At 62.0% G+C, this 19,749-nt stretch carries 21 protein-coding genes; 6 read left to right on the forward strand and 15 right to left on the reverse strand.

The annotated features are described in order from the left end of the window. The first annotated feature begins 2 nt into the window (after positions 1–2). The 3 genes from BKK80_RS35030 (at position 3) to BKK80_RS35035 (ending at position 2,396) form a co-directional block, all read left to right on the forward strand. Entirely contained in the window at positions 3–893 is an 891-nt protein-coding gene (locus tag BKK80_RS35030) for a DNA-binding protein (protein WP_071073783.1), read from the forward strand. A 223-nt stretch (positions 894–1,116) separates the two neighbouring features. Continuing rightward, positions 1,117–1,356: a hypothetical protein gene (locus tag BKK80_RS36990; RefSeq protein ID WP_157903475.1), complete on the forward strand. Its 240-nt coding sequence runs from the start codon at positions 1,117–1,119 to the stop codon at positions 1,354–1,356. After that, on the forward strand, positions 1,329–2,396 hold the full coding sequence (locus BKK80_RS35035) for a hypothetical protein (RefSeq protein WP_071073785.1): 1,068 nt from the start codon (positions 1,329–1,331) through the stop codon (positions 2,394–2,396). Before BKK80_RS36990 ends, BKK80_RS35035 begins: the two co-directional genes overlap by 28 nt. Positions 2,397–2,503: 107 nt before the next feature. Here the strand turns inward: BKK80_RS35035 and BKK80_RS35040 are convergent, their stop codons facing one another. The 4 genes from BKK80_RS35040 to BKK80_RS35055 form a co-directional block, all read right to left on the reverse strand. Continuing rightward, the gene (locus tag BKK80_RS35040) at positions 2,504–2,743 is read right to left on the reverse strand and encodes a hypothetical protein (protein ID WP_071073787.1); all 240 of its coding nucleotides are present in this window, start codon (positions 2,741–2,743) and stop codon (positions 2,504–2,506) included. A gap of 260 nt (positions 2,744–3,003) precedes the next feature. After that, on the reverse strand, positions 3,004–3,978 hold the full coding sequence (locus BKK80_RS35045; protein ID WP_071073789.1) for a tripartite tricarboxylate transporter substrate binding protein: 975 nt from the start codon (positions 3,976–3,978) through the stop codon (positions 3,004–3,006). After that, the gene (locus tag BKK80_RS35050; protein WP_071073792.1) at positions 3,975–4,484 is read right to left on the reverse strand and encodes a MaoC family dehydratase; all 510 of its coding nucleotides are present in this window, start codon (positions 4,482–4,484) and stop codon (positions 3,975–3,977) included. Before BKK80_RS35050 ends, BKK80_RS35045 begins: the two co-directional genes overlap by 4 nt. Then, positions 4,481–5,680 (reverse strand): CaiB/BaiF CoA transferase family protein, encoded by a 1,200-nt coding sequence (locus BKK80_RS35055; RefSeq protein WP_071073794.1) that lies wholly within the window; start codon positions 5,678–5,680, stop codon positions 4,481–4,483. The genes BKK80_RS35050 and BKK80_RS35055 overlap by 4 nt, the downstream gene beginning before the upstream one ends. A 96-nt stretch (positions 5,681–5,776) precedes the next feature. Here BKK80_RS35055 and BKK80_RS35060 point away from each other — a divergent pair, with 96 nt between their 5' ends. Beyond that, complete coding sequence (locus BKK80_RS35060) at positions 5,777–6,742, forward strand: LysR family transcriptional regulator (protein ID WP_071073796.1); 966 nt, start codon at positions 5,777–5,779, stop codon at positions 6,740–6,742. Here BKK80_RS35060 and BKK80_RS35065 read toward each other — a convergent pair. Both BKK80_RS35065 and BKK80_RS35070 read right to left on the reverse strand, forming a co-directional pair. Beyond that, positions 6,693–8,846 (reverse strand): HD domain-containing protein, encoded by a 2,154-nt coding sequence (locus tag BKK80_RS35065; RefSeq protein ID WP_071073798.1) that lies wholly within the window; start codon positions 8,844–8,846, stop codon positions 6,693–6,695. The genes BKK80_RS35060 and BKK80_RS35065 overlap by 50 nt on opposite strands. Before the next feature lie 8 nt (positions 8,847–8,854). Continuing rightward, positions 8,855–9,868, reverse strand: coding sequence for a hypothetical protein (locus BKK80_RS35070; RefSeq protein ID WP_071073800.1), 1,014 nt, complete (start codon positions 9,866–9,868; stop codon positions 8,855–8,857). Between the two features lie 196 nt (positions 9,869–10,064). Here BKK80_RS35070 and BKK80_RS35075 point away from each other — a divergent pair, with 196 nt between their 5' ends. Continuing rightward, positions 10,065–10,544, forward strand: coding sequence for a helix-turn-helix domain-containing protein (locus tag BKK80_RS35075; RefSeq protein WP_071073802.1), 480 nt, complete (start codon positions 10,065–10,067; stop codon positions 10,542–10,544). 41 nt (positions 10,545–10,585) lie between these two features. Here the strand turns inward: BKK80_RS35075 and BKK80_RS35080 are convergent, their stop codons facing one another. From BKK80_RS35080 to BKK80_RS35125, 9 genes are all read right to left on the reverse strand, one after another. After that, a complete protein-coding gene (locus BKK80_RS35080; RefSeq protein ID WP_071073804.1) occupies positions 10,586–11,149 on the reverse strand; it encodes a hypothetical protein in 564 nt (187 codons plus the stop codon). Next, positions 11,146–11,310 carry a hypothetical protein gene (locus tag BKK80_RS35085; protein WP_157903476.1) on the reverse strand — a complete coding sequence of 55 codons (165 nt, stop codon included), beginning with the start codon at positions 11,308–11,310 and terminating at the stop codon, positions 11,146–11,148. The genes BKK80_RS35080 and BKK80_RS35085 overlap by 4 nt, the downstream gene beginning before the upstream one ends. A gap of 129 nt (positions 11,311–11,439) precedes the next feature. Continuing rightward, positions 11,440–11,889 carry a single-stranded DNA-binding protein gene (locus tag BKK80_RS35090; protein ID WP_071073809.1) on the reverse strand — a complete coding sequence of 150 codons (450 nt, stop codon included), beginning with the start codon at positions 11,887–11,889 and terminating at the stop codon, positions 11,440–11,442. Between the two features lie 653 nt (positions 11,890–12,542). Next, complete coding sequence (locus BKK80_RS35095) at positions 12,543–14,561, reverse strand: DNA-primase RepB domain-containing protein (RefSeq protein WP_084545959.1); 2,019 nt, start codon at positions 14,559–14,561, stop codon at positions 12,543–12,545. A 1,206-nt stretch (positions 14,562–15,767) separates the two neighbouring features. Then, on the reverse strand, positions 15,768–16,157 hold the full coding sequence (locus BKK80_RS35105) for a hypothetical protein (protein ID WP_157903477.1): 390 nt from the start codon (positions 16,155–16,157) through the stop codon (positions 15,768–15,770). 160 nt (positions 16,158–16,317) lie between these two features. Continuing rightward, positions 16,318–16,653, reverse strand: coding sequence for an HU family DNA-binding protein (locus tag BKK80_RS35110; protein ID WP_071073817.1), 336 nt, complete (start codon positions 16,651–16,653; stop codon positions 16,318–16,320). Further along, entirely contained in the window at positions 16,650–17,021 is a 372-nt protein-coding gene (locus BKK80_RS35115; protein WP_157903478.1) for a hypothetical protein, read from the reverse strand. The genes BKK80_RS35110 and BKK80_RS35115 overlap by 4 nt, the downstream gene beginning before the upstream one ends. Positions 17,022–17,119: 98 nt before the next feature. Next, a complete protein-coding gene (locus BKK80_RS36995) occupies positions 17,120–17,659 on the reverse strand; it encodes an OmpA family protein (RefSeq protein ID WP_157903479.1) in 540 nt (179 codons plus the stop codon). Positions 17,660–18,227: 568 nt separating this feature from the next. Continuing rightward, positions 18,228–18,641 (reverse strand): hypothetical protein, encoded by a 414-nt coding sequence (locus BKK80_RS35125; protein ID WP_071073823.1) that lies wholly within the window; start codon positions 18,639–18,641, stop codon positions 18,228–18,230. A gap of 226 nt (positions 18,642–18,867) precedes the next feature. Between BKK80_RS35125 and BKK80_RS35130 the strand changes: the two genes are divergently transcribed. Continuing rightward, the gene (locus BKK80_RS35130; protein ID WP_071073825.1) at positions 18,868–19,686 is read left to right on the forward strand and encodes a tetratricopeptide repeat protein; all 819 of its coding nucleotides are present in this window, start codon (positions 18,868–18,870) and stop codon (positions 19,684–19,686) included. The last annotated feature ends 63 nt before the right edge of the window (positions 19,687–19,749 follow it).

The raw sequence follows: 19,749 nt of genomic DNA on the forward strand, positions 1-19,749 counted from the left end.
GTATGGCGACCAGGACAACGCTCAACGACCAGCAGTCCGCGACCATTCGCAATGCTGTCGAGCGCGCACGGGAGGACGGTGCGACGCGCAAGGACCTCAGCCATCTCGTCGCACGCTTGCTTCAGGGGTACAGGGTGTACCCGTCGGTGCAGAAGGTCCTCCATTTCACGCAGCGCGGAAGCCTGGGAGATATCGGGAAGGATCTGGCCGAGTTCCGCGAGCAATTGGAAGACGCATCCGCGCTTTCCGGCGACCTTTCCGAGGCCTTTCCGCCGGAGCTGACCCGGGTGGTCGGCCAGTGTTTCAAAAGTATCTTTTCGCACGTCAGCGAGCACGTGGAGGCCTCGATCGCCCAGGAGCGTGCCGATCTCGAGAAGGCGCGGGCCCGGGCTTCGGAAGACATGTCGCGTGCACGCGCTATTGCCGATGCGGCTGAGAGAACGGTCGAACACGTGGAGGCAGAGATCGGCCGCCTCAGGGCTATGCTTGAGGATTCCGCGGCGACAGCTTCAACGCTGTCGAAGACCATCTCCGAGCTGCAGTCCACGCTCGCCTACATGCGTGATGAGTTGACGCGGGCGGAGGCTCGAGCCGCGGCGCAGCGCCAAGTCTGGGCCGCGACACTGTCCGCGGCCGCGAGCGCGATGCCCACGATCACTCGTGTCAATGCGCTGTACGCCAGCGCGGTGGTGGTGCAAGCCGCACCCGATGGTGGCGAGACCATCTTTCTCGCGGCGGGCGAGGAGCGTATCTCGGCGGCTTTCCCTGACGTGGTTCGTTTGGCTGCGTTCTGCGGTGAGCATCTCGCGGAGTACGAGGCAATGGCCAGCAAGCCAGAGTCCCGTAGGGCCTGGTCGTGGGAAAATCCTCGCAGCACCGCACGCAAGCGATAGGCGTATCGACAATAAAACCTTCTTTTTTCTTTAAAAGAAAGATCTTCCATCGCAGAAGTTAAAATTCGGAAAAAATAATATAAATGCACCTCGCGTAGCGTATTGAAAATCCAAACTGTGGCGCTTACGATAAGCGCGAGGATGCCTTGCTGGGGAGCGGGCATTCTCCCTCGCTGGGGAGCGAGGCAACTGAAGCGACTTTCAATCCGATTGTGAGGTACCAATGTCCGTCAGCCACTCATTGCTGGTCGGTCGGAGCTACTTGCCGACTCGCGCCGCAACTACAGCCAACTTCATCAACCGTACCGCCAGCCGGATACGCTCCAATCCTGCAATCGCAGCAGACATCATGCTCGCGGCAGCAGATCAGCTGCTCAAAGACTGCCGCAGTGAAGCGGATTTGCGCGGTGCTTTCGAAGATCTCGTGACGAAATCATGCAAGGCACGGGATACGTCGACCTGACCCCACATGACGAGCGTCTCGTTCTGGCATTCGATGCCCCGCCCGCGCGGCGCTGCAGAACGGCGGTCATCCAGGCATTCTTCCGCTCGCCAAAGGCCAGGCGCGTTCTGCGCGCCGCGTGCTGGAGGCGACTGCGTTCCTTCGAGCGGTTCGAGGACATCCAGCAAGAGATCGGCCTGACGCTGGTTGCCAAGACCATCGGCGAACCGGTGGTCGCGGCCGAGATCTGGCTGCACCTGTACAACCTGGCCAGCAACCTGTGCCTCTCCATGCAACGCAAGCGAGCCGAGGTCTCGCTCGACGCGCTGCTCATCCACACGTCGGGGTATGACGATTCGTCCTGGGCCGACGCTTCCAAGGAGGCTTTGCTGCTCGGTGATTCCGCCGCGAAGGCGGAACACGACACCGTCGATGAGAAGCGTGCGTGCCAGGCGGCCGAGCGAATTTATCAAGCATCCGTCGGCAGTGACGATCCCTGTGGTATGTTTGAAAACCCAGGGCTGATCTTTGGCGATGAAGCACGCATCCAAGTGCAACGCCTCGTGCAGAGCGCGATCGCAGGAGAGCCGGCCGCCGACACGGGGCGATCACTCATGGCGACTTCCGCGGACAAGCAAAAACTCACACCGTCTCCAGAAGGTCTGGAGTTGAATGCTATCCGGAAGGAGTTGGGCCATAGCATCAAGGACTTCGCGAGCCTTCTCAACATCAAGCCGGGTCGCTTGACATCCTTTTTCTATGGGGTCGTCAAAGTCGTCGACCCCGCCGTGCTAGCGGAAGCTCGGGCCCTGAAGGCAGAAGGTGTCAATGAAGCGCAGCGCATGCAGGAGCGCTATCGCGCCGCGACCATGCGGGAGCTGACAGATCAGTGGATCAAGCGCCTGGCCGACAGCGGCATCGACGCACCTCTGGACGCGGTGATTCAGATCAATCGAGCAACACTCTGGCGTTGGCGCGAGGAGAATATGCGCCCGTCTATGCGTATGCTCGAAAACTACGAAAGAAGGCTTGATGCCTTCATTCAGGACGCGACGAGGTGACGCTTAGCGCCGCAGGCTGGCCCGGCCTGCGCGCTCAAGCGCATTCACAGTCCTCGACCATCTCGTCTTGATACTCCGAGAGCTGCTGATTGCGGGAGGCACGTGTATCAGGACCGGTCCCGCACGACGCAAACCGCCGCAACCCATTCCTTCAGAATCGCACGCAGTACTTGCGGCTGATCCGGTGTGTCCCGGATCAGCCGGTCCGTTGTCGCGAGCGCGATATCGGCCGCTGCCCCTGGGTTCCTCTCAATGGCTTCGACCGCCGGGCGGATGAGTGAGCTGCCTTTGACCGAGAGATCGGGCAAGTAGCTTTGCCCAATCGTAAGGCTGATGCTATTTCGCATATGACACCTTGCTGTCTGAAGAAAGAATTCCCCGCTCGAATTAGAATCTGTTAATATCTCTTTAAAGCAATGCTTTAATCTGATCGAGGCAACAGAAATTGGGCGAAACGTGACCTTCGGCGCAACGCTGATGGCATTGCCCGTGAGAACCTGTCGCTTTTGGCCTGTGAGGTATGCACATTCCATCATCCTTGATGATGGCTACCTATTGGCCACGTCTCTTCTTGTTATGGAACTCCCTTTTGCCGGTTGGCCATCAATCAATCGATTGAGGCGCCCGACTGTTTGACGGCAGCTGCCCAGCGGGTCGTCTCCTTCGATAGGTACGCCTTGAACTCGTCGGGTGTCGAGCCAAGTGGCTCAGCCCCCTGAGCTGCGAGCGCGGACACGACCTCCTTGGACGTCAGTGCCTTGTTGGCGGCAGTGTTGATCTGTTGGACGATGGCGTGAGGAGTCTTCGCCGGCAGAAGGATTCCCTGCCAGGCGCCGACGTTCATGCCTTTCACGCCGAGCTCTGCCAGCGTCGGCACGTTCGGCAGCACAGAGCTGCGCTTGTCCCCCAGTACCGCGAGAGCCTTCACGCGGTTGTCGCGAATGAAGGCGAGCGATGAATTGACCGTATCGGTCATGAACTGTGTCTGGCCGCCGGCCAGATCCTGGACGGCCGGTGCGCTTCCCTTATACGGAGCATGGGCCGCTTCGATGCCCGCGACCTGGTTGAAGAGGATTGCCCCGAGATGGGTCACATTGCCGTTCCCTGCGGACGCGAATGTCAGCTTCGCGGGATTGGCTTTGGCGTAGCGGATGAAATCCGAGACGGTGGAGGCGGGCACGCTTGTCGCGATCTCCAGTACCAGAGGCACGACGGCCGTCAGCGCGACCGGCTCAAGGTCTTTGACCGGATCGTAGGTGAGCTTCTTGTAGAGCGCAGGGCTGATCGCCAGCGCCGAGGTGCCGTAGAGCGCCGTGTAGCCGTCGGGATCCGCCTTCGCAACGGTGTCTGCAGCGACATTGCCGTTCGCGCCCGGGCGGTTGTCGACCACCACCTTCTGGCCCAGTTCATCGCTGAGCCGTTTCGCGAGCACGCGCGCCACGAGGTCGGTTGGCCCCCCCGGGGGGAAACCTACGACGAGACGGATCGGTCGGTCGGGATAGGACACCTGTGCGTGTGCGGCCGTAGCGCCGGTGAGTGCGGCCGCGGCGGCGGCGAGAAGCGTGAGCGATCGGGATTTCACTTTGCAGTACCGGTTGGGTCGGTGGGGCGGCCGGCGAGGAGGCGGGTCGCGGTGTAAGTCATCACGAGAGCGTCAGGCTCGCCAGAGCCGTCTCGCCTCTTGACGAAGACTTCGATGTCGGAGACGACGACGGCATCCTTCGTCTTCGATGTCGGCTTGACGCTCTTCACCGTGATCTCACCGTAGATGGTGTCGCCGACGCGGACGGGATCATGCACCTTGAGGGCGAGCTCGAGCATGGCGAGCCCCGTGCGCTGGATCATGGTCTGGAGGATGAACCCCTCGATCAGGCTATGGGTGAGGACAGCCGGCACGGGCTTGCCGGAGATTCGGCTGCCGTCGAAATTGTCTTCGATGAAAATCGCCTCGAGCATGCCTGTGGTGGAGATGAATGCGGTCAGGTCAGATTCGCGCACGGTGCGTGCGGGCGTCCGGAACCGCTCGCCGGCGGTCAGGTCTTCCCAATAGAAGCCTTGGCCGAGCTGTTTCACTACCGAGTCTGTCATGGTGTCTCCTGGTTCGCTTGTTGGATTGCGTGTAGGGCTTCGTCGATGCCGCGAGACAGTTCAGGTCCACGGCGGCCGAAAAGCGAGGTGTTGTGTTCGCCGAGTCGCGGCGGGCAGGAGATCCCAGGGCGCTCGCCGTCGAACTTCACCGGAACTCCGGGGAAACGCAGGGTCCCGTTACGCCCATCCTGGACCATCTGGAAGAAGCCACAGGACCGGAGGTGCTCGTCGTCCTCCAGCGACGCGAGGCTGTGCACCGCTGCCGCCGGGATCTCAAGCGTCTCGCACAAGGCGAGCCAGTAGGCTGTAGCCTCCTCCTCGACGATCCCGGCGGTGGTCTCGTAGAGCAGCTCGATGTGCGCGGTTCTTGCGGCAATCGATGTGAAGCGTCGGTCAGTGGCCAGGTCGTCGTTGCCGGTGGCGCGAAAGAACGCCGCCCACTGCGCGTCCGTATAAGGCATGAGGCAAACGAAGCCGTCGATCGTCGCATAGGGCTTGCGGGCCGGCGCGAGAACACGGGGATACCCCGCGGCCCCCAACGAGGGCTCGAAGTGGCGGCCGTATAGGTGCTCGACAAGATTGAACGCCACCATGGACTCGAACATGGGGATCTCGACATAGCTCCCCTGCCCTACGCGCTCGCGCTTGAGAAGGGCTGCGAGAATGGAAAGCGCAGCAATGAGGCCACTGGTCTTATCGGCCGCCACGGCGGGGAAGTACTGTGCGTCGCCCGTCTTGGCTTGCATCAAAGCTACCGCCCCCGAGAGGCCTTGCACGACGTCGTCGTACGCCGGCCGCCCCGCGTAGACGCCATCCTCGCCGAAGCCGTGCAGCCCCGCGTACACGAGTCGGGGGTAGTTGCCCCGGAGAGTCTGGGCGTCGAGGCCGAGCCTAGCGAGCTTCTGCGGGCGGATGTTGTGCATGAAGACGTCAGCCGTGGCGATGAGCGATTGCAATTCGTCGCGGCCAGCCGGCGTCTTGATATCGAGTACCACGCTCTTCTTGTTCCTGTTGACGCCCAGGAACAGCGCGGCCATGCCGAGCTCGGTCGCGGGTCCCGTGCGCCGCGTGGAGTCGCCGGACGGCGGTTCGACCTTGATGACTTCCGCGCCGAAATCGCCGAGCCATTGACTGGCATACGGGCCCATAACGACTGAACTGAGATCAACGACCCGGATTCCCTGGAGTGGAAGCATGTCTCTGTCTCCTTGCATTTTTCCGAGAGCCTAAATGTACGTAACAACTTCGTCTAATATTTGTAGCGACGAGTAGTGATTCAGGAGGGATATCAGTTGGAGATCCGTCAGTTACATCAATTCGTCGCCGTCGCGGAGACCGGGAATTTCCATCGCGCGGCGGAACGACTGAGCATGCAGCAGGCACCGTTGTCGATCGCGATTCGCAAGCTGGAGGCGGAACTTGGGGTGGAACTCTTCGTGCGGCCGGGCCGCGGCATGCGCGGCATCAAGCTGTCTTCAGCCGGCGAGGCAGTGCTCGCAGAGGCCCGGCAGGCGCTCTTCCACGCGGAGCAAACCAGAGTCGTAGCTGCTGCAACGCGCGCCGGAACGGCCGGAAAACTACGCGTCGCATTCGTTGGAAGTGCGACCTATGCGCTACTGCCTAAGCTAATACCCCTCTTCAGAGGGAACTTTCCGAACGTCGAGTTGATCCTGCAGGAAACGACCAGCACGGCGATCCTGCGAGGCGTGGAGGGTGGCGAGATCGATGTGGGGTTCGTCAGAGGCCCGATCCTCACCTACGGGCCAGCGGAGACCACCGCCGTTGAGCTGACGACGATCGAAACCGATGAGCTCGTGCTCGCCGTGCCGCGGGACGGTCGGTTCTCTAAGCGCCGTTCGATCCACTTGGAATCGCTTCGCGACGAGCCGATCATCATGTACTCGCAGGCGGGGGTGCCAAACCTGAATGCCATCGTCCGGCTGTTGTTCCACCAGGCCGGCCTGGCCCCGCGCGTGTCCCAGGAGGTTCTTCAGGTCCAGACGCTCGTGGCCATGGTCGAAAGCGGCTTGGGTATCGGCCTGGTGCCGGGGGCGACCGCGAGGTATGCGAGCCAGCGGGTGCGCTTCCTGCGCCTGTTGGGGGGCGGCCCGACCAAGCACATCACTTTGTCGATGGCGCATCGCGGCTTGGACAGTTCCCCCCAAGTACTCCATTTTGTGAGGACGGCGCTAGGTGTCGCCGGCACGCCTACGTCGCGGCGCACGGGTCCTCGACGGCGTCCGAGTCACGGATCCTGATGGCCAGGAAGTAGTTTTCGCCGTCGGAGGTTTCGACGAACTCCGCCACGACCTTCTTCGCTTGGCAAAAGCTCCTGATCTTGTACCGCGTGGCCACCCAGTCGATTTCGGGGGTGTGTTTGGCCAGGAGCAGATTGCTGAAGAAGAGATGGTCACCGCGCCGGACAGCTTTCGCCGTTCCAGCCTGGGCGGCAGCCATGGCGCGATCAAGCGCCGCTGTGATGTCGATCGGCGCTACGTTCTTTTCTGACACGGTCGGAATCATCCCGCGCGGCGCTTCCTTGGCCACCGGCGGATCGAGTGGGACGATGGGGGTCGGTGCCTCGGGATCGGGAGCGGTCTGAGCATACTCGGGCTCAACGAAGACCTCTTCCTGGCCTTCCTGGCCTTCCTGGTCGTCCTGGTCGTCCTGGTTGTCCGAACTGGGCTGCTCGGCATCCGTCCTGTCATCGGCGACCGACGCGTCGGCCTCGTCCATTTCTGGCGCGGGCTCGAAGTCGTCCGACGTGGCCTCGCCCTCGTGGTCCCCTGGCATGAGGCGCTCCATGTGCGCCCTGGCCTGCCGCAGCTGGGCTTCAAACTGCTCGGGGTCGGTGACTGCCTCATACTTGCGGGCGTGGGCCGGCGGCACCTTCTTGTATGCTCGCCCCTGCCCCATCGTCGGGCGATTGATGATGGCGTACCACCAGTAGGGGTCGATGGTCTCCAGGCCGGGAATCACCTTCGGATCGAGAATGATCGTGGCGCTCCAACCGGACTTCTTGACGGGTTTTGCGCCTTCCGCCGGCCGTGAGCAGAAGTCAACGTTCCAGAGAGAGTTCTCGGCGCTATATGCACGGCCCTCGTGCGATTTGTAGAGCGCGCTGCGGGCATCGAGCTCCTGGAGTAGTGCGATCGAGATGCGGGACCGGCCATCGCCAAGCAGCATGGCATCCGGCAGCTGCAATCGGCTCATTAGCGCACCGCGTATCGCTGTCTCGTTGATGAGCAGCATTGGTTTCTCGAAGCCGTGTCCATCGCACAGCGAGCCGACGTTGAAGCGCGCATCGGCGCTATTGATGCGGCCGGATTCCAACACGATCGCAGTGAAGGCGCTGAACACGGCGTCGTCCGAGAGCTCGGGCGAGGCACTTGCTGCGGCGCTTGGGTCTACCGTCACATCGATGCGGCCCTCGTGCTCAAGACGTGAGCCAAAGAAGTCGGCGCGGATCAGCAACTCCATCAATGCCACGACCCGGTCGTCTTTGGCGCGGCGATCGCTGGCCAGGGGTAACCGCATCGGGTGATGGTAGTGGGAGACGGCCTGCACAAGGGCCCGACGATCATCGTCCGGGAGATCCCAAACGAGTGGCATCCGTCCAAGCATCTTCCCACCGGTCAGGTCGTGCTCGTGGTGGATCCCCAGGACCTTCTTCGGGTTGCCCGGGTCATAGATGTAGGCTTCGATCTTTCCGATGTCATGCGCCAACCCGATGATCATCAACATCGGGTCGTCCCCCTTGAACTCGTAGGCCGGGTCGCGCAGCTTGAGGATGATTCTCTTGCCCGACCGATCTCGAAGACCCTTGTAGGACCAACTCTCACCCAGGCGGTGCATCATGTAGCCGATGAGCATCGAGTGCTCGAGCAACGACCGCCCACCGTGATGCCCCTCGATATGCGTGGCCGGTAGCCAGGCGCATGCGTTGAACGTCCTTAGCAGGTCCCGGGCTAGCGCGACGTGCGCGGGATGAGACTGCGCATAGCGCTCCATCCACTTGGGATACCAGTCCGCGGGGACATCGGGTATGTGCTCGAAACTAGGCAATTCCGCTGTCGACGTGTGATCCCGGGCGATAAGCGGAAGCCTTCCGATGCCACACGTCAACCCTCTTGCCGTGTCTGGACGCAGCAGCTCGATCGTGCGGCGCTTGGCTGACCAGATTCGAAGCCAGGCCTGTGCACCGCCGATGACCGTTGCTGCTGCGACAAGGGGGACCAATGCGGTGGACTGGCCGAGGCGATCTAGCCATTCACCGGGGAACTGAATGATCGCGTAACAGGCCGTTACCACCCACCAGAACAGCACAACGACACCGGCGGCCTGGATGACGCTGGAGTGCACGCCACACCCTATCGGCCGAACGACTGCAGGATGCTTGGATCGACGCCATCGAGCAATTGCTGCTCGTTACTGAGTTCGGCGTCGACCGGACCACTTCCTGCTCGCTCGATCGGGGGTTTCCAGTCCGGACTGGGCGACGCTTGCTGGACGGAGAACGGTTGCGTCGGCCCGCGGCGCGGCGCGGCGCCCGTCGGCCGCCGACCAGGTTCTTTCCTCACGGATTCGTAGAGGTCCTTCGCCCAGTCCGGCACGGTCTTGATCTCCGAGCCGAAGTCGACGCTACTGATGGTGTTGGCCTGGATATACAGCCGTCGCTTGACCGGAACGATCCCGTCGGGACCGGCGGGCTCGCCAGTCGGCTTGGCATCGACACGAAGCCTGCCGTCGATCAGCAGAGCATCAGCAATCTGGATGCGATTGGCATGGGCTTCGGCGAGCCGACCATAGATCATGATCGGCAAAAGATCCTTTTCATCCTTCGTCTGTCGCAGTAACAGGAGGAGAGCGCCGTTGCTCAATTCCCCGTTTTCCTTTTTCGCCCCGGCGCGTTGAAGTCGATAGGCAGCAACGAAGCCGGCAACCCGCACGGTATTGCTGGAGCCCTCGTTGATCCTGCCGCCGGTGAGCGCCTGTACGCTTTCCTCGGCGTAAGTGTCGGGACGCACGTCGTCCTGGGGGATGCCTGGCCGGAGGACCTGGTTCCAGAAGCGCCGCGGCGGCAAATCAATCACCGATGGAGTGTGGAATGACAGCACGCGCAGCACAACCGAGTAATCGTCGCCGACCTTCTCCCCGCCCAGGCGGCCGACAACTTTGATGGTGGCTCTGTCGGACACCCGGCTGGGCATGGAGTCACCCTCATTCAGGTGAAAGGGAATCGTATGGTTGAGGTTGTTGGTCTGCTGAAGGTCACCGCCGCGCTTGGTCACGTTACGCGCAACGCCTACAAGCCAGGCCACATTGACCATGCCGTTGCGGTATTTCCACAGATCGCTTTCCACCTGCTGCTCTTTGGACAACATAGCTCTCTCCGGTCTAATGAGTTCTTGGCCGACTGGACGGCATCTCAGCCTATTCTAAAGAGCGGGGAGCGTATAAATTGCATCCTGCGGTGAAAACACGGTGCCATAATCTGGCACTGTGTTTATAATCCGTTCACATCGACATCAACTTGAAGGTGCCATGGCAACGCGTAGACCGACTACCGCCAAAAAGCAGATGCTTGCCGAAAGCGCGCATCTTCGTGAGGCCATTCAGGCGCGAATGGAGGAGCTTGGCCTGGCGGCGGACGATGCCGCTCGCGAGATCGGGGTGTCGCCACAGCACTTTTACCTGCTGCTGAATGGGACCCGGAAGTGGACGACGATGGGCGATGAGAAGCTCAAGTTGACCGCGAAGTTCCTCGATGTACCGCTGGCGAAGGTCTATCACATGGCAGGAATCCTTGAGACCGCGGACTTCTTTGTCTCCGAGGTGGATGTCGGGTCGCGGCTCGACGCCGTGTTCAAGTCGATGACGGCGGACCCAGCACTCAAGGGCCTCCTGTTGCCGCCGCGCAAGGTGTGGGAAGGCTTTTCCCTGGAGGCCAAGCACCTGGCGGTGACCCTGTACGAGCTGCTTCTGCAACGAGACTTGCTCGAGCGCCCCTACCCTAGCCAGGCGGCCGCAGGCCGGCCGGTAGCCAAGGCCGCGAAGTAAGGGGGGCGCTGGTACGTTCGTGCCACGGTAACGCGCAGCGCTCAGCTCTCTCGTGGCGCGACGGCAGCGCGAAGCTCGTGCGCCCCCCCCTGGATGATGAGTAGACCATCGTCGAGCACCATGGCGGCCGCCGAGCGCGCTGTTGGGAGCCATAGCACCGGATACCATTTTGCGGTGGCACACTGGTCGGTCAGATCGCGGATCCGGCCGGAGCGCATTCGCTTTCCCTTCTGGTCGACCAGTTTCTGCTGGCGCGTGATCAGCGTGCGGGTGACGGCGACCCCCTTCCACCGGGCAATGGCCACAGCGTAGCGTACGCTGCCGTCCGGCCCAGTGAGAAAGACGTCGGCGGACTCTACGGTCGGATCCGGTCCGAAGGAGACCTGCCACAAGGGTGGGAACTTTGTCCGCCGAATCGCTCGCCTTGCATACTGTCGCATCGCCCACTTCCGGAACCGGATATAGGCGAGCACGGTCCCGGCAATGCTAGCCAACCACCCGATCTCCAATTGCGTCTGAGGAATCTCGGCCGCGCTTCGCGCGAGGAAGACCAGCGCCGCGCCCGCGGCCAGAAGGAGTAGCGAGACCTGCGTGAGGATGTTCATGGGCGACCTTGGGGGTGTGCGTCGACGGGAGATCGTCCGGCGTGTGGCCCGGCCGAATCGTCGGCCGAGTTGAGGTTCGCTTCCGATGCTATCTCGACGAGCGTGTGGAGGAAGAGGAAGTAGATGATGGCGAGCACGCCCAGGCAAACGAACAGTGCCATGAGCAACTCACCAGGGCCGGAGAACCCGAGCTCGCGGATCGTCCCTAGCATGATCACCGCAGCGCTTCCGGGCGGCTGGAGGCCAGCGGCTGGGCCGCTGGCGCTCCATCCGCTCGATCTTGCCAACGATCAGGCGAAAGGCTTGTCGTCGCTTGCGGGCGGCAGGTCCGCCGGCGGGAGGTCTCCCGGCGGCAAATCACCCCCCGGGTCGTTCGGCGTGTTGCTGTCGGATTTCCCGGCATCAGGGCGATTGCCGTTGAGTTGGACGTCGGACGCGATGATCTCGGTGGTGTAGCGCTTGATACCGTCCTTGTCGTAGGAACGGGTGCGATTCCGGCCCTCGACATAGACCTCGAGGCCTTTCTTCAGGTAAGGCACGATGTACTTTTCGATCGTGCTCTTGCGGAACTCGATGACGGTGTGCCACTCCGTGTGTTCCTTGCGCTCGCCGTCGGCATTGGTCCAACGTTCGGACGTGGCGACCCGCATTGTCGCAACCGGCTCGCCGGTCGGACGATAGCGGATCTCCGGATCGGCACCGAGCTTGCCACACAAGATGACCTTGTTGACGGATGACATGGAGACTCCTTTCGAGCGTTGTTGTGCCGCAGCCAGGCGGACGGGTGGAAAAGCGAGAAATGAAAAACCCCTCAAGAACTCATGACTGAATTCAAGAGGGGTTTTGGGGAGTAAAGAAGCGACAATCGGTGTCACCCGATTGCTCCAGTTTCCTGGATCGCCGCCACGGGTATGACGGATCAGAACGACCGAGCGCAGGCATCGCCGAAAGGAGGTGCACTGCGACGGCAGGGTGTGTCAGTTCTCGCATCGGCTCAGCTCGCAGGGAGAGTGCCGATGCAATCCCATTCCGGGAAGTCGTCTTTGCAACGGCGTAAGGTGTTGCGTACGCTGTAGTATCCGTTACGCTTCACCGGATTCTAAACACCGTGCTGCGTATAATTTCACCGTGATGCGGTGTTTCTGTTCCTGACGCATCCCTATGCGGTGGTAATTCGAGGCTCGCTCGAGACCCGAGTCGCTCCGCCACGCTGACAGCAGGGATCGTGGTGGCTACCTTGCCGCTGTATCGTGAGGTCCTGACGACTGGATCGAGGGCACCTGACGAGAACCTCCTCTGCACCTCGGCGACCGCGGACCCGTTGCAGGCATTGGGAGAGTTGAGACGCTGACGTGCGGTCGCAGGGCTGATCGGATGATGAGTGACGTGGCGGTCAAGCCGTGCCGTCGACGAGCGTCTTAACCGCCTGAAGGAAGTCCACCTTGAGAATGTGCATGGCCAGGGCGATTGCGCCACTGCCGCCTCGTCGCGCGTGCACGTCGAACCACGAGTCACCGGTCAGGATCAGTTGCCACACGGTGCTGCCCAGCCCGACATGAACGCAAGCTGTGGCCGCGTTCTTTCTCGGTGCGAAGTCCGGGTCCTGCTTCACATAGGTGCCCAATCGCGCCAGGGCTTCTCGCAACGGGATCTTTCTCTGCGCAGCCACCACATCCGGGGAGATGGCCATTCGCCGGCGCGGCCGCTGTTGCCCCCTTTTTGCTTCCGCATCGACGTCGATACAGAGCTGCGCCGCGGGGACATCCACAGCGCGAATGGAATCTGTGGATAAGTCGGCCGCCGCCAAGGGGCGGAATTGAGCGTGTGCCCCCTTCCCTTCCCCGCGCCCCATCCCAACCCCACTATTCGCAATAGGAATATTGCCGAAAAGAACCCCTTCGGGCGAGGGGCTTCGCCCCGGCCCTTGGCCACTATACAGCGGGGGAGCAGATGTTCGCTTTCCGGCGAGCGAAAACGACGAGTTCTCGGGCGTGGTGGGCGGCGCAGGGTCGGGCTTCGCGTATACAGCGCGGGCGCACTTGTTCGGTGCCGTCGTCGGTGGCCGAATTCGTCCAGCGCGCATGCGTGCCGCATCCGCAGACAGTCCCAGGGCCTTCCCTACTTCGTGCCAGGTGTGACCGGCTTCACGCATGCGAACCGCCTTGCGGCGCAAGTCGGCGCACGTGGCCAGGTAGTCGACTCGACGCAGCTTGTAGCGTCCTTCTGCCCGGCGGTCACGGCAGCGCTCACGGGCTCGCCGGCGTGCGTCGCGCACGTCTTGTGGCACGATGGTCTTCAGCTTGGGAATGAGTTCGGGATGCCGTGATACCAAAGGTCCCCAGAACTCCCAGAGGTACTCATTGGACATGCGGTAGCGCGGATCGACTTGCTTGGTTCCCCACGCGAGAAACTGCTTCTGTTGGGCCTGCTTGGCGCGGGTGCAGATCGAGGTCGTGAAACTGGCGACTTCTTTCGGTGACAGTGTCTTGATGACACGCGAAGCGATGTGATGGATCTCGTTGTACAAGCCGTCGTACTGGGTAAACCACGACAGCGCATTCGCAAGGTGGAAGAGCACTAAGTCTCGGCTACCCTCCGGGACCCCTTCCATGTAGTTCGCCTCGAGGATGGCCAGCATGTCGCGGTACCGGTCGTACCAGAGCTGGAAGATGCTCGAGCCGCGCTGGCCATGTCGCCGCTTGTCGCGTTGCCGGCTTGCTCGGTTCGCGCGAATCTCGCGCAGCTCGGCTCTCGAGTGTTCGAGCACCTGGTCGCATAGCCAGTCAAACTGGTAGCGCTCCGGATGACGGACCTCAGCTGTGACCGTACGCCTGTGCGCGGGGGCCTTGGAGTTGGTGGTTCCCACCACTCGCAACACTCGCGTGCAATCGATCGCCTGGCGATCGCCGCCAACGAGTTTCGTGAGGCGATGCTGGGCGGCGGTCCATCGAGGTAGCGCTTCCCGGGGGGTGTCGTGTATCAGCCAATAGAGGTGCGCCCCGCGACCGGTGTACACGATCAGGCTTGGCTCAGGAATTCGGTTGTTCTGTAGCCGTGCCAGCGCAACGGTGACGAGGCGGCCGACGTCTGCGGAGGGTTGCCTCGCGTCGATATCAACCCAGAACGCGTTGAGTCGATGCAAGCACCGGGTCTGTCGCCAACCGCGGAACGAGTTCACTGTGCAGTAAACATCGTCCTCTCCGACCACTTCCAGCATGGCCTGCACGGCCGCTGCGCCATCCGTTGCTTTGATCTTAAACCAGGAGGGTTTCCCAGCATCAGCAAGCGAACGACGCCACAGAATGTGGTCGCCTTTGCGCTGCGGGGCTAGCGCGGCCAGGTGCTCGAGCGGAGTGAGAACCTGCTGAAGTAGCGGCGCTACTTCAGGCTGTGGGCGCGTCGCAACGACCATCGGGGCCCCTTGACAAGTTTCTTGCGTGCACGGTTGCACTCCCAAAAAACAGGGGCTAGAATCAGTCAAATCCTACGGTGCCCTGGGTGCCCAGCGCCCTTGCCCCTAACATGTGTAGCTCCGCAGGATCCTGAACTCAGTCCGCCGGCCAAGCATCGCTGAGTTCCTGCTGCAAAGAACCCCGCGTATACACGCGGGGTTTTTCTTTGTTGCGTCAGAGTCTAAATGACCCTTCCGTGAATTGCAACGCGGCAAGAGAAAAAACACCGCACGATGCATTTAGTGCAAGCCAAGCGCTTGAAGGTGAGGGTCTACGGTTGACGGTCTATGCTTGTCGGTTAATTGCGTTTTGGAGCCCGACTTGCAAGGCTCGCAATGCCCTACTCCCGAGGCAATGCCGGTCGCTTCATCACGAGCACGAGACTTCTTTCTGCCTGGCCCGCAGAAGCTCGAATCTCACTGGATAGACGCGGAGCGACACCGACGGAGGGCGAGCGTTGCGGCTCGCACGACTCCGGCGATCTCAGTTGGGACCGGTGACGCGTAGGCGCGCCCAGCCCCGCTTGTGCGCCACGCAAGTCAGGAGTGCAGGCGCATCAGAATCGAAGGACGCGTCGGACTGCAAGTCGCAGCCCTTCAGGTACTGAGCGAGAGGGCGTCGCAGCTAACGCTTCGTATGCGGCCGCCACGCGTAACCAGGCAGATTCACCGAGTAAAGCAGTACCGCTCGTCGCATCGACTCCGATGTATTCGAGAATGGCGGCCGGGAGCCCCTGACGTACGGACGCGGGCATCTCGTCGAATCGGCGGAACTGCAGCGTCTGCAAGGCCGGACCGATGGCCAACTGTGCAGGAGTCTTCTTGTGCGGCTCGCAGTCGCGTCCGAGGGCCCCCCCCACCGCCAGGGCAGTGTCATCCAGTGGGAAAGCATCGAAGGTCGATCCGGTCACGAATCGGACTAGCGCAAACTCGAGCACCTGCGCACGGTATGCAAGCAACTCCGTGCTCGGTTGAGGTTCGGCAACAGTGGGCGTCGCCACGTCAACCGGACGTCCCGATTCGCCAGCCTCTTCCGTACCAGGGCGAGCCCTGAACCGCGTGAGAAACGCCTCCAAGGCCCTATCCGCGTGTCGTCGCTCGGACATAAATGCTCCTACATCGATCAGGAAAGCCACCCTGATGAGAGCCGGCCACCCTGATATGCATCTACAGGTTGAATGGAGCGGATTGGCTGCCGCGTGCCCAGTGGATCGGCAGTCGGAGCCTCTCCTGGCCGCATAAGGCCGATTGGATGGCCAACTGCATGGCCAGTGCCGGAGAGTTCGCGAAGGAACTCGAGGTCGGATCCCTCTCGCTCTCTGTCGCCAGGCGATACGCAACGAGGAGCTTTCCCGAGAAGATCGCTCTGGTCTTCATCAGATTGCCCTTTGCCGCGAGGTACTCCAAGGAAGTGCGGACCTGAGAGGCCGGCCAGTCCGGGTTGGCGGAGGCCATCTCGCCTACGGTCACCCATCCTTCTCCTTCCACGTGCCGTTTTGGACTGAGCTTCTCAATCGCGGCCAACACCTGTTGACCGACAACCATCTTGCGCGTCATAAGCCATCCCCATAGCTGTTTCGCGCGCGGCATCCACAACGACACCGCGTCAAGATGTTTTTTTATCACAGCAGGAGCGTATAAATTTCCGTAACACCGTAACGAATTGCAAACTCCCGGCTTGACATCATCCCCTGCTTGAAGCGGCCGATGCGCCGGATCAAGGGTTCGAGCTGGTCACGGTCCCCGCAGCGTCAGCGTCAGTCGGATCATCTACCTGCGGGCGGACAAGAGTAGCCTTGACTGCATCCCTAAGTTCCGGCGCAGGCCTGAACTGGAGACGGGGGCTCCGGAACGGAGGCGTTCGGTGAATATCGACCCGGAACACCCCGAATCCCCCCCAACGCGCGAACCCCGTCGTCGCGATATCGTTGATGAATTGCCGCTTGAGGTCGTCCATGACCCGCTCTACACACCGCTGCGAGAGCCCGTGCTTCTCGGCGATCCTGCGAACCATGTTCCTCTTTCTGCGAACGATGTTCCTCTTTCCGGTCATTGTTCAGGCTCCTCTGCGCCGCGTGGCCCCGAGACGGCAATGACGTTGTAGATCGACGCACAGACCTTCCAGACACTCGCTACGCCACCCAGGACAAGCCACGACAAGCCTGTGGGCTCGGCGTCCGCGTAGCGGAACAAGACGTTGGCGGCGATCAAGACTAGATTCACACCAATGAGCGTCAGTGCTACGACATAGATGCCGCTCTCGCCCAGCTTGCGCCGCGCGTAGGGCGGCGCGTTTCGCGTAATCAGGTAAATGACAGGTAGCGTGAAGCCAACGAAGATGGCGCTGAGCAGGGGCTCCACATAGCCGCGGGTGAATGCGTAACCCCACTCGCACGTGAGGGCCAGAGCCAGGGCCACCACCAGATGACGCCTGCCACTCCGGAGTTCCCCCGCCTTAGCGTACAAGAGTGCCGCGAGTACGGCATTGAATGCAACGCGACGAAAATGCCCGATCCACCTCATACCGTCCCCGCCTTGGCCTGTCTCACCACGAACGAAACCGAGCGCCACGCGTGCCTACGGCCGTCACTCCCCGCATTGGCGGGCTCCAACGACGTCCGCACGCCAATTCGCTTCACATCAACGCCAGCTCGCTTGAGCGCGGACAGCACGACAGCGACTCGGCGCAAGGCCAGGCGGTAGTTCGCCGTGGGTTGCCCTGTGGCGTCAGCCCGGCCGATCACCTCAACGGTCCCACCGTCCTGAAGGATCCGCTTCAGTCCGCTGGCAGCCCGCTCGACGCTCTCCCTTGCCGGCGCGTAGAGAGTCGAACTACCACGCGCGAAGAGGATGTCGTCCTGACTCGCGCCGAACGATGGCGAAGCCGCCTGGGCGAACGGTCTTGCCGTGGCAAACGTCGCGAGCCGTGCTTCCGGTTCGGCCAGTGTCCCCGGCGTGGACGACCGCACCCTGGCCACAGTTGCCAAGGAGATCAGTTGGTCGCTGAGCCCAGGCGCTGCCGGCGCATCGTGGCGGCCGGTCAGCTGGGTTGCCCGCACGGCGCCCACGCCGTGCGTAGCTTGGGCGGGGCGGCGAGCGCTTCCGTACCCGCCAAACACCTGCTCAGCACCGGGTGACGGCTCGTCCAGCGCGGGTGCGGCAGCAACCGCCTGACTCTGTTGCCCGGCGTGAACGTCGCGCAGCAACGCATTCCGGGTCATCTCCAGGAGGGCGAACGCCGGCGGTATCTCGACGGCCCTCTCTCCTTGATCGCTCCCACGTTCGCCCCCCTCCAAGGGCCGAGAAATCTCGGACGATACCGTATCGTGCGCGGGGATGATCTCAAAACCGGGGAGGCCGGCCCAGGTCGTCGGCGCTGGCCGACGCCTGGCAGGACTCGCGGCGAGGGGAAGCGCCTCGCTTGAGGGACCGAGAGATGGACCAGCACTCGGCCACCTTTCAGCCGGGCTCTCTTCCGGGACGCCGAGCTGCAGGCCAGAGCCGCTCTCGATTGGAGTACCCCACGAGTCGACAAGAACGGTACTGCCATGGCTCGCGCGGACGCTCAGTGACGCGAGTCCGCCAACGATCAGCACATGCAGCAGTCGAGCCTTGCATCTAGGCATCTCATTCCTCCTCAGTATGGATAGGGCGAAAGAACGATCCCGGCATGGCTGTCGGGCCGTTTCCGGTGAACTCAGCCTGCGCTCGTCGCTCCCTCTCCCGCTCGAGGCGGCTTTGGCTAAACAAGGCAGTGGTCGGCGCGGGCAAATGCCGCCGAGTCATTCGAAAGCGCTTCTCGTCCCGCTGGTCCTGATCCGCCGCACCCGATTCGAGGGGGGCGGAGAGTTTGGCCTCGGTAATCCACCCATATCGCTCGAGATTGGACAAGGTGACACGAACCAGCCGAACCAGAACCTTGGTGTCATCGTCAGTTGAAGAGCGAAGCTGGTCCGCCAGTTCGCTGGCGGATAGACCTCCGCGTTTCCTCTTCAGAAGCGCCCCGAGGATCGGACGTGCGATCGAACTCTTTTTCTGCATGGGACACCGGCCGGTATCATGAACTTCCGACGATGATATTTGTGCGTAAGAGGTTCAGAAAATGAATATTCGCCGGTGTCTCTTCACACTGCTCCTGGGGCTCTCAGCGGTGGCTGCCGTACTGCCTGGTGCTTCGCACGCACAGTTTCTGGACATTTTTGCCGGAGCGGACGAGAAGAAAGCCTACGAGCTGTACCGGGCGTCAGAGAACGGGTCTGAGAAGGCCATGACGAAGTTGCGCGAGCTCGCGAACAATGGCAATCGCTCCGCCGCGCTGCAGTACGGCTACCTCTACCATGTCGGCAGAGCGCCGAAGCACGGAGAACGGGCGGGTGGAAAGGACATTCAGATCGCCATGCGCGCGTATGAGCTCGCCGCTGGCAAGACCACGGACGACGAGAAGCTCACGGGCAATGCGATCGCGGCTTACAACCTGGGGCTCATCTACCTGTGGGGCCAGAACACCGGCGCGCCGAGCGCCAAGGACGCGGTGCGCTGGTTCACGGCGGCCGCCGGCGATCGGGACGTCGGGGGAAAGAGCTTCCTGCCCGCCGCGATGCAACTGGCCAACATCTACGAAAAGGGATTCCAGGACGTCCCGAAGAATCCGCAGCTGTCCACCCATTGGTACCGGATCGCAGCCAGTCTGCGCGAGCCCGTGGCGCAGTTCAAACTCGGGCGTGCATTGATCGAAGGCATCGGGCTCGACAAGAACAACTTCGAAGGCATGAACTCCCTGCGCAACGCCGCCGACAAGTGGAATCGCCCTGCCATGTACTATCTGGCCGGCCTCTATGCCAATGGCTCCGACTACCAGGAGCAGAATCTGTTCGAGGCGGCGAAGTGGCTAGTCATCGCCGCGACAGGCGACCCTCGCTACAAGAAGGCGGCAGACAGCATGCTGGCCAACCTCACACAGAAGGAGCAACAGCGCGTCGCCCAGAGCGCGAAAATCTGGGTCTCAGGGCACCAACGCGTCCCGGAGCGAATTGAGTACAACGCGCCGCTCAACGTCGAGCCACGGGCAATACCGGGCGCGAAATAGGGGCTACCCAACAGTTGTAGTGGCTGGCTGCGTTGGAGCATCGAGATGAATGCCGTTGCGTTG

The organism is Cupriavidus malaysiensis (assembly GCF_001854325.1).
Taxonomy (GTDB): Bacteria; Pseudomonadota; Gammaproteobacteria; order Burkholderiales; family Burkholderiaceae; genus Cupriavidus; species Cupriavidus malaysiensis.